Source organism: Streptomyces sp. RLA131, from assembly GCF_056270125.1.
In genome coordinates this window covers 753,076-765,474 of sequence record NZ_JBWDOQ010000002.1, presented here as the reverse complement: position 1 = coordinate 765,474, position 12,399 = coordinate 753,076, and the positions used below count along the sequence as shown (strand labels likewise).

General features: G+C 72.2%; 12 protein-coding genes. 7 read left to right on the top strand and 5 right to left on the bottom strand.

The window, feature by feature from the left end:
• The first annotated feature begins 55 nt into the window (after positions 1-55).
• The gene (locus RWE79_RS04275) at positions 56-2,119 is read left to right on the top strand and encodes a transglycosylase domain-containing protein (RefSeq protein WP_475938654.1); all 2,064 of its coding nucleotides are present in this window, start codon (positions 56-58) and stop codon (positions 2,117-2,119) included.
• Positions 2,120-2,228: 109 nt separating this feature from the next.
• On the opposite strand, the gene RWE79_RS04270 is transcribed toward RWE79_RS04275, so the two are convergent.
• The 4 genes from RWE79_RS04270 to RWE79_RS04255 form a co-directional block, all read right to left on the bottom strand.
• On the bottom strand, positions 2,229-3,302 hold the full coding sequence (locus RWE79_RS04270) for an ABC transporter ATP-binding protein (RefSeq protein WP_475945596.1): 1,074 nt from the start codon (positions 3,300-3,302) through the stop codon (positions 2,229-2,231).
• Between the two features lie 32 nt (positions 3,303-3,334).
• A complete protein-coding gene (locus RWE79_RS04265; RefSeq protein ID WP_475938653.1) occupies positions 3,335-4,174 on the bottom strand; it encodes an ABC transporter permease in 840 nt (279 codons plus the stop codon).
• Complete coding sequence (modA, locus tag RWE79_RS04260; protein ID WP_475938652.1) at positions 4,171-4,983, bottom strand: molybdate ABC transporter substrate-binding protein; 813 nt, start codon at positions 4,981-4,983, stop codon at positions 4,171-4,173. Before modA ends, RWE79_RS04265 begins: the two co-directional genes overlap by 4 nt.
• Before the next feature lie 409 nt (positions 4,984-5,392).
• Complete coding sequence (locus RWE79_RS04255) at positions 5,393-5,788, bottom strand: MarR family winged helix-turn-helix transcriptional regulator (RefSeq protein WP_475945594.1); 396 nt, start codon at positions 5,786-5,788, stop codon at positions 5,393-5,395.
• Positions 5,789-5,898: 110 nt separating this feature from the next.
• Between RWE79_RS04255 and RWE79_RS04250 the strand changes: the two genes are divergently transcribed.
• On the top strand, positions 5,899-6,768 hold the full coding sequence (locus RWE79_RS04250) for an NmrA/HSCARG family protein (RefSeq protein ID WP_475938651.1): 870 nt from the start codon (positions 5,899-5,901) through the stop codon (positions 6,766-6,768).
• Here RWE79_RS04250 and RWE79_RS04245 read toward each other — a convergent pair.
• Positions 6,761-7,369 carry a TetR/AcrR family transcriptional regulator gene (locus tag RWE79_RS04245; RefSeq protein WP_475938650.1) on the bottom strand — a complete coding sequence of 203 codons (609 nt, stop codon included), beginning with the start codon at positions 7,367-7,369 and terminating at the stop codon, positions 6,761-6,763. The genes RWE79_RS04250 and RWE79_RS04245 overlap by 8 nt on opposite strands.
• Positions 7,370-7,477: 108 nt before the next feature.
• Between RWE79_RS04245 and RWE79_RS04240 the strand changes: the two genes are divergently transcribed.
• The 5 genes from RWE79_RS04240 (at position 7,478) to RWE79_RS04220 (ending at position 12,341) form a co-directional block, all read left to right on the top strand.
• Positions 7,478-8,299 carry an SDR family oxidoreductase gene (locus RWE79_RS04240; protein WP_475945592.1) on the top strand — a complete coding sequence of 274 codons (822 nt, stop codon included), beginning with the start codon at positions 7,478-7,480 and terminating at the stop codon, positions 8,297-8,299.
• Positions 8,300-8,521: 222 nt separating this feature from the next.
• Entirely contained in the window at positions 8,522-9,388 is an 867-nt protein-coding gene (locus RWE79_RS04235) for a haloalkane dehalogenase (protein ID WP_475938649.1), read from the top strand.
• 127 nt (positions 9,389-9,515) lie between these two features.
• A complete protein-coding gene (locus tag RWE79_RS04230; protein ID WP_475938648.1) occupies positions 9,516-10,460 on the top strand; it encodes an NADP-dependent oxidoreductase in 945 nt (314 codons plus the stop codon).
• Between the two features lie 141 nt (positions 10,461-10,601).
• The gene (locus tag RWE79_RS04225; RefSeq protein WP_475938647.1) at positions 10,602-11,405 is read left to right on the top strand and encodes a maleylpyruvate isomerase family mycothiol-dependent enzyme; all 804 of its coding nucleotides are present in this window, start codon (positions 10,602-10,604) and stop codon (positions 11,403-11,405) included.
• Positions 11,406-11,576: 171 nt separating this feature from the next.
• Positions 11,577-12,341 carry an alpha/beta fold hydrolase gene (locus RWE79_RS04220; RefSeq protein ID WP_475938646.1) on the top strand — a complete coding sequence of 255 codons (765 nt, stop codon included), beginning with the start codon at positions 11,577-11,579 and terminating at the stop codon, positions 12,339-12,341.
• Positions 12,342-12,399: the final 58 nt, after the last annotated feature.

Below are 12,399 nucleotides of genomic sequence, written 5' to 3'. Positions count from 1 at the left end.
TTTCGTTACGCTCCGGGCCGGATCCGGTCATCTGGTGGTCACAGCCTGACCGGCCATGACCGTGCAGCATGTGAACTCCAGGAAAGCCCGGTTCCGTCACCGCCGGAGCAGGCCCCGGCCGCCCGTTGACGCCGGCACCGGCACCGGCACCGGGGTCGGCACCGGCACCGGCAAGGCCCCGCGCCACGGCCGCAGGCGCTTGGTCGACTATCCGCGCCGTGGCAGAGCCGGCCTGCGGCGCTGGCTGCCGTCATGGCGCCTGCTGCTCGGGGCCCTGACGCTGTTCACCGGGGGCGTCACCGCGCTGTTCGCCGTGGTCTACGCCCGGATCGACATCCCGGACGAGAACGCGGCGGCCCGCCAGGAGGCCAATGTCTACTACTGGGCCGACGGCAGCCAGATGGTCGCCGTGGGCGAGGTGGACCGCCAGATCGTCCCGCTGTCGGCGATCCCCGTCTCGGTGCGGAACGCGGTGGTGGCGGCGGAGAACGCGAGCTTCTACAGCGATCCCGGCGTCTCCCTGACCGGCCAGGCGCGGGCGGTCGTCAACATGGCCCGCGGCCAGGAGGCCCAGGGCGGCTCGACCATCACCCAGCAGTACGTGAAGAACACCTACCTGTCGCAGGAACAGACCTACACCCGCAAGTTCAGGGAGTTCTTCATCGCCCTGAAGGTGAACCGGCGGAAGAGCAAGAACGAGATCCTGCGGGGATACCTCAACTCCAGCTGGTTCGGGCGCCGCAGCTACGGAATCCAGGCCGCGGCGGCCGCCTACTACGGCATTCCGGCCAAGGACCTCGACCCGAGCCAGGCCGCGCTGATGGCCTCACTGCTCAAGGGCGCGGACAGCTTCGACCCCTCGACCGGCGCGGCCAACCACCGCCGCGCGGTGGCCCGTTGGCGCTGGATCCTGGACCGCCAGGTCCAGACCGGCATGATGACCCCGGCGGAGCGAGCCAGGTACCGGGTCTTTCCCGAGCCCAAAAAGGTGTCGATGTCCACCAGCCTGGCCGGCCAGACCGGGTATCTGGTCACGATCGCCGACAACTACATCAAGAAGAGCACCGGCCTCACCGACCAGGACCTCGCGCACGGCGGCTACCGCATCCGCACCACCTTCGACAAGGACACCGTGGAGCGGCTGCGCCGGGCCGTCGGGGAGGTCACCGCCAAGGGCCTCGACCCGCACGGGCGTGCCGCCGACCGCCACGTCCAGGTCGGCGCCGCCTGCGTACGGCCCGAGGACGGCGCCATCGTCGCGGTCTACGGGGGCGCCGACGCCACCTCGCGCTTCACCGACAACGCCGACACCACCGGCGTCCCGGTCGGGTCCACGTTCAAGCCCTTCGCGCTCGCCGCGTATCTGCGGGAGCTGACCGGTTCCCGGCGTGGCGTGCCGGTCGCGGGCAAGGAGGCCGTGCCCTCGTTCACGGCCCTGGAGAACGCCCTGGTGACCTCCGGCCACGCACCGTACGTCCAGCTCGGCAAGGCGGTGGGGTGGGCCCGGATCAGGGACACCGCCGTACGGTCCGGACTGCTGCGCAGCAGCATGGCGCACCTGGAGCAGACCTTCCCCATCGGCACCTCCACGCCCAGCGCCATCCGGATGGCCGGCGCCTACGCCACCTTCGCGGACGACGGCCGGCACAGCGAGCCGTTCTCGGTGACCCGGGTCCTCAAGGGCGGCAAGCCCCTGGCCGGCCTCGACCGTCCCGGTTCCCGGCGCGTCCTGACGTCCGACACGGCCGCCGTCGTCACCAAGGTGCTGCAAGGCGTGGCCGCCGTCTCCGGTACGCAGAGCGTGGTTCCCGGCGTGGCGTCCGTGGCCACCGGGGCGAGCGACCGGACCAAGTCGGCCTGGTTCGTGGGCTACGACGACGACCTGTCCACCGCGATCACCCTGTTCCGCAACAGGTCGGGCCACCCCGAACTGCTGCCCCTCCAGGGCACCGGCGGCAAGGGCTCGCTGCGCGGCAACGTCTTCCCGCCCCGCATCTGGTCCCGCTTCATGGGCGGCCCCGGCGACTTCTCCCTCAACCGGCAGGAGCCGGCAGGCGCGGAGGGCACAGCGGCCACGGACCAGGGCGCCGGCGCCCCCCGGCAGGTGCCCACGCCCTGAGCGCCGTGCGAGGCCGGCTTCAGCGGGATCCGGCGAGGAACCCGGGACGGGGGAGCCCACCCGGCAGTCAGTCGGGCGCCACCTCCAAGCCCGGTCCTTCAGGTCCGGGTCAAGTTGACTCCGGGTAGGCGTGGGTCTGGGCGGCCTTGACGGTGGCCCACACGGCCGCGCCCGGGTGGAGGCTGAGTTCGGCGACGGCGGCGGGGGTCAGGTCGGCGGTGAGGGGGAGTTCGCCGGTGAGTTCGACCCGGATCTGGTCACCGTGCGATTCGAGGCCGGCGATCTCGCCCCGCAGGACGTTACGGGCGCTGGTGTCGGGGCGCCCCCGGTGCAGGGTGACGGCGGCCGGCGGGAACGCCACGAAGACCGGGCCGGTCAGTTTCTCCACGGTGGTCAGGACGGGCCCGTCGGCCAGCCGCACGCTGTGGCCGTCTGCCCGGCCCTGGTACAGGTTGAGGCCGACGAGGCTGGCGATGTAGTCGGTACGGGGATGTCGGGCGATGTGGGCCGGAGTACCCTCCTGGACGACCCGGCCGTCCTCGACGACGACGAGGCGGTCGGCCAGGACCATCGCGTCCAGCGGGTCGTGGGTCACCAGCACGGCGACGGCGTCGAAGTCGGCGAGGTGGTGGCGCAGTCGGGAGCGGATGTCGAGGCGGGTGCGGGCGTCCAGCGCGGCCAGCGGCTCGTCCAGCAGCAGCAGCCGTGGTCCGGTGGCCAGGGCGCGGGCCAGGGCGACCCGCTGGGCCTGGCCGCCGGACAGCCGCCGGGGCTTGGCGGCGGCGTGGTCGGCCAGCCCCATCCGGTCCAGCCAGACGGCGGCCTCGGCACGGGCCCTGGCCCTGGGAACGCCGTGACAGCGGGGGCCGAAGGCGACGTTGTCCAGGGCGGACAGGTGCGGGAAGAGCAGGTAGTCCTGGAAGACCACCCCGACCGGGCGCCGTTCGGGCGGGGTGCCGTCCAGCGCGGCCCCGTCCAGCCGCAGATGGCCCGCGCTGAGCGGGGTGAGGCCGGCCAGCGCGCGCAGGGCGGTGGTCTTGCCGGCGCCGTTGGGCCCGAGCAGGGCCACCACGTCGCCGGGGGCGGCGGTCAGGCGCACGTCCAGCCGGAAGGCGCCGCGCTCCACGACGAGGTGGGCGTCCAGGCCGCTGTCCTCCGGACGGCCGGTCGTGGAACCGGGCAGCGGGCGGGGCCCGGGGTTGGGCCCGGGGCGCTTCACGCGGCGGCCATCCAGCGGTCGCGCAGCCCGGCGAGGACCGCGATGGAGACGGCGAGCAGCACCAGACTGAGGGCGATCGCCGCCGCCGGGTCGCTCTGCAGGGCGAGGTATACGGCCAGCGGCATGGTCTGCGTGCGGCCGGGGAAGTTGCCCGCGAAGGTGATCGTGGCACCGAACTCGCCCAGCGCCCGCGCCCAGGCCAGTACGGCACCGGCGCCGATGCCCGGCGCGATCAGTGGCAGCGTGACCCGCCGGAACGCGGTGAACCGGGAGGCCCCCAGCGTCGCGGCGGCCTCCTCGTACCGCGCGTCGGCGGCCCGTAGCGTGCCCTCGACGCTGATGACCAGGAACGGCATCGCGACGAACGCCTCGGCGACCACCACTCCGGCGGTGGTGAACGGCAGGGTGATCCCGAACGCGGAGTCCAGCCACCGGCCGACGACGCCGTTGCGGCCGAGCGCCAGCAGCAGCGCCACACCGCCCACCACCGGGGGCAGTACCAGCGGCAGCGTCACCAGGGCCCGGACCAGACGGCGGCCGGGAAACTCGGTACGGGCCAGCAGCCAGGCCAGCGGCACTCCGAGCACCAGCGTCACCGCGGTGGCCAGGGTGGCGGTCAGCAGCGACAGCCGCAGCGCCTGCCAGACCTCGGCACCGGCCAGCTGAGCGGGCAGGGTCCTCCACGGGGCACGTACCAGCAGCGCGACCAGCGGCAGCAGCAGAAACGCGAGGCCGGCCAGGGCGGGCAGCAGCAACGGCAGCGGGACCCGCCCGCCGCCCGGTCGCGGCCGCCGCCCGGCCCTGCCGGGCCGCCCGGCCCGTGGATGGTCCGTCACGGGTTGAGGAACCCTGCGGCGGTGAGCACCTTCTTGCCCTCGGCGGACTCCACCAGCGCGATGAACGCCTTGGCCGCCACGGGGTTGGGCGCCTCCTTGAGCGCGACGATCGGGTAGTCGTTGATCACCTTGGCCGACTCGGGGAACTCCACCCCCGTCACCTTGCCACCGGCGGCCTTCACATCGGTCTTGTACACCACGGACGCGTCGACCTCCTTCAGCTCCACCTTCGTCAGCGCCGACTTCACATCCTGCTCGTACGAGACCGGGGTGAGCTTGAGACCGGACACGGTGAGCGCGTTCTGCGCGGCGGCCCCGCAGGGCACCGTCCTGTCGCACAGCGCGACCTTCAGGCCGGACTTCGTGAGGTCCTTGAGCGAGGAGATCTTCTTCGGGTTGCCGGGGAGGGTGGCGATCTCCAGCTGGTTGCGCACGAACGTCGCCGGCGTACCCGAGGCGTCCTTCGCGTCGGTGACGATCTTCATCGTCTTGGGGCTCGCGGCGGCGAACACGTCGGCCGGGGCGCCGGAGGTGATGCTCGCCGCCAGTACGTCACTGCCGCCGAAGTTGAACGTGACCTTGGTGCCCGGGTAGGTGGCCTCGAACTCCTTGCCCAGGGCGGTGAAGCTCTCCTTCAACGACGCGGCCGCGAACACGGTCACCGTCCCGGAGAGCTTCGACGACGAGGCCGAGGCCGGCGAGGACGAGGACGAATCGGAGTCCGAGGACGAGCACGCACTGAGCGTCAGCACCACCGCAGTGCCCCCGACGGCCAGCCGCAGGGTCCGGGGGCGCGCGGAACGGGTCATCACAGGTCTCTCCCCAATCTGCCGCGCACGGGAGCGCGGGTTCACGATCCCTCCACGACCGAGTCGGCCGTGCGGCACGTGCGCATGAGCTGATCTTAGTACCGCGTAAGCGAACTCAGTCCGCTCCCGCACATCGCACAAGCGCAACGATCCGGCACTGGAAACCCGCAAATGCGGTTCGGGAAGGCGCCGGCGACCCTCGCCTGTCGCGTATGCCAGCGATCAGGACTGCGCAAGCGGCATTTCCGCACGCGTCAGGCCGGTGGATGGGCGGGTGCGGACTGCCTTGGCGCGGTTTGCGGGCATGGTGGCGGCAGCCGGTACTCGGCATCGCCGGAGCCCCGCGGAGGTGGGAGCCCTTGAACGGTCCGCCCGCGCCCGTCACTGCCGACGGGCCGGGCCCCGTCCGTCAGTGCTTGTCGCGCAGGTGGGCGATCTGCCGGCGGGAGAGCTCGACGGTGCGCTGCATGTGCCGGTGCAGCAGGCCGAGTTCGTCCTCGGTGTAGCCGGCGAACATCTCCCGCCATCCCTTGCCCAGTTCGGCCCACAGCTCCGTGATGTCCCGCATCGCTTCCGGGACGGGCTCCACCAGAACCCGGCGGCGGTCGGCGTTGTCGCGGTGCCGGACCACGTAGCCGGCCTTCTCCAGGCGGTCGACCAGTCGGGTCGCCGAGCCGCTGGTCAGGCCGGTGAGTTCGGCGATCCGGCCGGTGGTGAACGGGCCCGGTTCGGCGGTCAGCAGGTTGAGGCACTGGACGTCGGTGGGGTGCAGCTTGAGGTGGTCCGCGACCGCCTGGTTGAACATCACGTACGAGGCCAGGTAGCGGCGGGACTCCTGCTGGAGATCGTCGATCAGCAATGGGCACCCTTTTTTAATATCTGCGCGGCGCAGTGACTGTGTCGTACAGTAGCCGCATGACGAAGCAATCCTACCGGCCCGTGGTGGCCGTCGCCGGAGCGACCGGCGCACAGGGCGGCGCGGCCGCCCGCTCGCTGCTCGACCAGGGCTTTGAGGTCCGCGCGTTGACCCGCACTCCCGACTCGCCCGCGGCCCACGCGCTGCGGGCGCTCGGCGCGGAGGTGTGCGCGGCCGACTTCGACGACCGTGAGTCGCTGGAAGCCGCCCTGAAAGGCGCGGGCGCCCTGTTCGCGATGTCCACGCCGTTCGGCACCGACCTGGAGACCGAGGTCCGGCAGGGCATCGACCTGCTGGAGGCGGCTCGCGGAGTGCGGCACATCGTGTTCACCTCGGCCGCGCACGCCGACCGGGACACCGGCATCCCGCACTTCGACAGCAAGTACCGCATCGAGCGCCACCTGCGCGGGCTGGGTGTGCCGTGGACGGTCCTCGGCCCGGCCGCGTTCATGGACAACTACACGGTCGAGTGGTCGCTCGAAGGGCTGCGCGAAGGCCGGTTCGTCCTGCCGATGCCGGCCGACCGGCCGCTGACACTGATTCCCGCGCGGGACATCGGCGCCTTCGCCGCCCATGTGCTCGCGCGGCCCGAGGAGTTCGCGGGCCGGCGCATCGACATCGCCTCCGACGAGCTGACCTGCCCGGAGATCGCGGAGGCGCTGACCGGCGTGTGCGGCAGGCCGATCGTCTTCGAGCGGCTGCCGATCGCCCAGGTCGAGGCGTTCTCGGCCGATCTCGCCGCGATGTTCCGCTACTTCACCGAGGTCGGCCTCGATGTGGACGTGGACGGGCTGCGGCGCGACTTTCCCGGGATCGGCTGGCAGCGCTTCGGCGGCTGGGCGGCCGGGCGGGCCTGGCCGGTCAACTGAGTGCCGGGTTGTCGAGATCACGGATGAGCCGGCGCGCTCCGCGGGTCATGATGTCCGGGTCGCGCAGGGCGTTGGTGAGCAGGGACATGCCCTGGTAGGCGCCGACGAGTGCGAGCGCGAGGTCCTCGGGCTCGGCTGCGCCCAGCTGGCGGTACTGCTCTTCGACCCAGATCAGGAGACGGCGGATGACGTTGCCTGCCGCGAGGTCGAGGCCGCCGTCGTGTCGTTTGTCGAGTTCGGCGGCGAGGGTGCCGGTGGGGCAGCCGTAACGGGCGGTGGTGTCGCGTTGGCCGGCCCATGCGTCCACGAGCCCTTTCAGGCGTTCGCGGGGGTCCGGGAGCTGGTCGAGGCCGGCGGTGAGGGCCTTGAGGTGCGTGGTGTGTTCGTCGAGGGCGGCCTGGACCAGGTCGTCCTTGGTCTTGAAGTAGTAGTAGACGTTGCCCGTGGGGACGTCTGCGGCGCGGGCGATGTCGGCGATGGTGGTGCGTTCCACGCCCTGCTCGTGCAGGATCCGGGCGGTGGCGGCCGTCAGGCGCTGCCGTTTGCCGGTGGCGGGGGTCCGGGGGGTCCGGGGATGCCGGGAATCCTTTGAGTCAGTCACCTGACTAACTATAGACAACCGCTGGGCGGAGCGTGGTAGCGTCGCATTCAAGCGAGTTAGTCAGTCAACTAACTAACTCCTCACCCACCCATGAACGAGGAGACCGACATGATCGTGGTGACAGGTGCGACCGGCAACGTCGGCCGGGCGCTGGTACGGACACTCACCCAGGCACACGTGCCGGTCACGGCCGTGGCCCGGCACATCACCGACGCCGACGTACCGCCCGGAGTGCGGGCGGTGGCCGCCGACCTGGCCGAACCGGCCGGCCTGCGCGACGCCTTCGACGGGGCCCGGGCACTGTTCCTGCTGGTCGCGGGCGAGGAACCGCGCACCGTCCTGGAGATGGCGAAGACCGCCGGGATCCGCAAGGTCGTACTGCTGTCCTCGCAGGGCGCGGGAACCCGCCCGCGGGAATACCGGCACCCCGTCCTGTTCGAGGCGGCCGTCGAGGAGTCCGGGCTCGACTGGACGGTCCTGCGGTCGGGCGGCATGGCCACCAACACCTTCGCCTGGGCCGAGTCGATCCGCGCCCGACGCCGGGCCGCGGCGCCGTTCGCCGACGTCGCCCTGCCCTTCGTCGACCCCGAGGACGTGGCCGCGGTCGCCGCCACCGTCCTGCGCCAGAACACCCACCCGGGCGCCACCTACACCCTCACCGGCCCCGAAGCCACCACCCCACGCCAGCGGGCGGCCGCCATCGCCGCCGCCATCGGCGAACCCGTCCACTTCGACGAACAGTCCCCCGAGGAGGCCCACGCACAGATGACCCGGTTCATGCCACCGCCCGTCGCCGCCGCGACCCTGGCCATCCTGGGCCGGCCCACCGAGGACGAACAGCGAGTGAGCCCCGACGCCGAACGCGTCCTGGGCCGGGCGCCCGGCACCTTCACCGCCTGGGCCGAACGGAACTCCGCGGCCTTCCGGTGACCGCACCGGCCGGCGAATTTCTCACCCGGCCGCACCCGGCCACCCTCACCACCCTGCGCCCCGACGGCACGCCGTGCGCGACGAACCCGGGCGGCCGGCCGAAGGCGCCCGCCGCCGCACCGCGCGCTACGGAGCACCGCCGCCCACACCGCCCGGCCTCGTGGTCATCGAGATCGCGGTCGGCCGCATCACACGGCTCAACCTCCGGTAAAGGACTGGAACATGCCCGTTCAGCACATCCTCGACTCGACCATGCACCACCGGGAGTCCGGCACCGGAGTGCCGGTCGTCTTCCTGCACGGCAATCCGACCTCGTCGTACCTGTGGCGGGACGTCATGCCGGCGGTAGGACCCGGACGGCTGCTGGCCCCCGACCTCATCGGCATGGGCGAGTCGGGCAAACCCGATATCGGCTACACCTTCGCCGACCACGCCCGCTATCTGGACGCCTGGTTCGACGCGCTCGATCTTCGGGACGTGATACTCGTCGGGCACGACTGGGGCGGCGCCCTGGCCTTCGACTGGGCCGCGCGCCACCCGCACCGGGTGCGCGGCATCGCGTTCACCGAGACCATCGTCAAGCCGATGGCCTGGGAGGAGTTCCCCGAAGGCGGCCGACAGCTGTTCCAGGCGATCAAGGCCGCCGGCGTCGGCGAGGCCATGATCCTCGACGAGAACGCCTTCATCGAGCAGGCCCTGCCCGGCACCGTCGCCACGGCGCTCACACAGGGCGACCTCGACGTCTACCGCAAGCCGTACCCGACCCGTGAGAGCAGACTGCCGCTCCTGCAGTGGCCGCGCTCGATGCCGCTGGGCGGTGAGCCGGCCGACGTCGTGGCCAGGATCGAGGCGTACGACCGGTGGCTGAAGGCCAGCACGGACGTGCCGAAACTGCTGCTCACCTTCCAACCCGGGCCGGGAGCGATGATGCACGAGGGCATCATCGCGTGGTGCGCGGAGAACATCGCCGCCCTGGAGATCGAACACTTCGAAGCCGTCGCGGGACACCACACCCCGGAGGACCAGCCTGTTCTGATCGCCGCGGCCATCTCGGCCTGGGCGCACCGGCTCGGCCTTCGCCACCCGTAGACGCGGTCTCGGCCGGTCGCCGGGGCCGCCTGCGGGACGGCTCGGCGGGGCACTCGCGCCGCTGCGGCGGGGACGGGAAGCCCGTATCGTCGGTGTGGGCCCGGCCGCACCCGTACGGGAGGCAATCATGGGTGACACGATGCGCGCAGTGCGGGGACACCGGCGCGGTGGCCCCGGACAACTCGTCCTCGAGATCGCCCCGCGCCCGGTTCCGGGGGAGGGCGAACTGCTGGTCGAGGTGCGGTCGGCGTCGATCACCTCCGGGGAGCTCGCCTGGGACGCGACCTGGACCGACCGGTTCGACGGCGGCGGCGAGCCGCGTGTGCCCGTCATCCCGTCCAAGGAGGTCTCGGGTGTCGTCGCCGGCCTCGGCCCGGCGACCTCGGGCCGGACCGTGGGGGACGAGGTGTACGGACTGATCCCCTTCCTGCTGGACGGGGCGGCCGCCGAATACACCGTCGTACCCGAGGCGGTGCTCGCCCTGAAACCGCCGGGGCTGAGCCATGACGAGGCGGCGGCCCTCCCGCTGGCCGGTCTGACGGCCTGGCAGGGCCTGCTGCGCCATGGCGGTCTGCGCTCGGGCGACCATGTCCTCGTCCACGGCGGAGCCGGCGGAGTGGGTTCCTTCGTGGTGCAGATCGCGGCGGCCCTCGGCGCGACGGTGACCGCCACCGCCGCCGCCCGGGACGCCGGCTTCGTACGGGAGCTGGGCGCCCCGGAGGTGCTGGACTACGCGGCTGATCGCTTCGAGGACCATCTCAAGGACGTGGACCTGGTCTTCGACACCGTCGGTGGCGACACCCAGCGGCGGTCGTGGCAGGTGCTGCGGTCCGGAGGCGTGCTGGTGAGCATCGTCTCCCCGCCCGGGCAGGAGCAGCCGTCGACGGCCCGCGGCGTGTTCTTCGTGGTCGAGCCCGACCGCGCCGGGCTGGAGGAGCTGACGGCCCTGGTCCGGGCAGGACGGCTGCGGCCGAGCGTCGACCGGGTGGTACCCCTGGCGGAGACCGCGGCGGCGTACGCGGCGCTGGAGCGGGAGCACCGCCGGGGGAAGATCGTGCTCAAGGTCTCCTGACCGGGCCCTGCTGACCGGGCCCTCCTGACCGGCCCCTGACCGGCCCCTGACCGGCCCCTCCTGACCGGGCCTCCCGCGCCGCGGCGTGTGTCGCGTCCGGACCCTGGACATCCGGGCGATCGTCGTACAGCCTTCTCGACCATGAACGTCTCCGTACACACCGGGCTGCCCGACGCGATCGAGACCGTCGCCGACCGCATCGCCGCCCTGCTGCGCGACTGCCCGGATCCCGGGGTGCGCATACCCGGCGCCGAATGGACCGTGGGGGAGGCCGCGGCCCACCTGTGCCTGGCCAACGAGCTGATGGCCGGTGTGGCGGCCGGCCGCCCGCAGCCGTACGGGGACGGCACTCCGCAGGGCCTGGCCGCCGCCAACGCCGCGACGCTGGAGGTGTTCACGGAGCGGGCCCCCGAGGTGCTGGCCGAGGGGATCGTGCGTCACGCGCGGGCCTTCACGGGCACCGCCTCCCGCCTCCGGGCGGACGAGCCCGTGGTCACCCCGATGGGCCCGATGGACCTGGGCACCTTCGGCTCGTACCTGCTCACCCACATGCTGGGCCACGGGTACGACATCGCGCTGGCCCTGCGCCGCCCCCACATGGCCGACGCCGGACTGGTGGCCCTGACCCTGCCCTTCCTGCGGCTCGCGATGCCGCGCGTGGTCAACGAACGGGCGGCGGGCCACAACAACTGTTACGCGCTGCGGTTGCGCGGCCTGCCCCGCGACTCCGCGTTCGCGGTGACCTTCACGGACGGGGTGGCCACAGTGACCCCCGAGCCGCCCCGGCGCCCCGACTGCTCGATCCTGACGGAACCGGTGACCTTCCTGCTGATCGCCCTCGGGCGGCGTACGGCCGTCGGGGCCATGGCCCGCGGCAAGGTCCTCGCGTGGGGCGCGAAGCCCTGGCTCGCCTCCGGCTTCCCGGGGCTGTTCACCGCCCCGTGAGGCCGGCCCCTCCGACGCGCCGACGGCCCGCGCGGACAGGCCGAACGGGAGGGGCCCCAGCACGATCGCCGGCAACGGTGCCTACCGGACGGCTCACCACGTGCGACCCTGCCCTTTCCCGCATCGCATATTGGGAGGTCCCGCGATCGCCCATTGCGTAAGGTCAGCGGAATGACGCTCTCTCATGACGTGGCCGGAGACGGCCCCACGGTGGTTCTGCTGCATTCCGGAGTCAGCGACCGGAGGATGTGGGATCCCCAGTGGACGGATCTGATCGATGCCGGATACCGGCTGGTGCGCTGCGACTTCCGGGGCCACGGCGGCACCCCCGTCGCGGACCGGTCCTACCGGGACGCCGACGATGTACGGGAGTTGCTCGACGCCCTCGGCATCGAGCGGGCGGTACTGGCCGGATCCTCGTACGGTGGGCGGGTCGCCCTGGAGATCGCCGCGCGACTGCCGGACCGGGTGACCGCGCTGGCGCTGCTGTGCCCCGGGATGCCAGGGCTCGAACCCACCGCCGAACTGCGCTCGTTCGGCCGGCGGGAGGATGCGCTGATCGAGGCCGGGGACATCGCCGCAGCGGTGGAACTCAATGTCGACACCTGGTTGGGCCCTGACGCCGACGAGACCGTCCGGGAGGCGGTGCGGGTGATGCAGCGGCATGCCTTCGACGTACAACTGGCCGCGACCGAGGAGTTCGAACCGATCGAGGCCACCTTCGACCTGTCGACGATCCGGGCGCCCGGCCTGGTCGTCTCCGGCGGACACGACCTGGAGTCCTTCCAGCAGATAGCCGCCCGGCTGACCGGCCTGCTCCCGCACATCCGCCACGTCGAACTGCCCTGGGCCGGCCATCTGCCCAGTATGGAAAGGCCTTCCGAGGTCACCGATCTCCTGGTCGCCTTTTTGAAGGAGCAGGCACCTGTCGGCTGAGCCGCCATCAACCCCGGCGCGGGCGTCGCGCACATGCCGGCGGGCGACGAGCCGACTC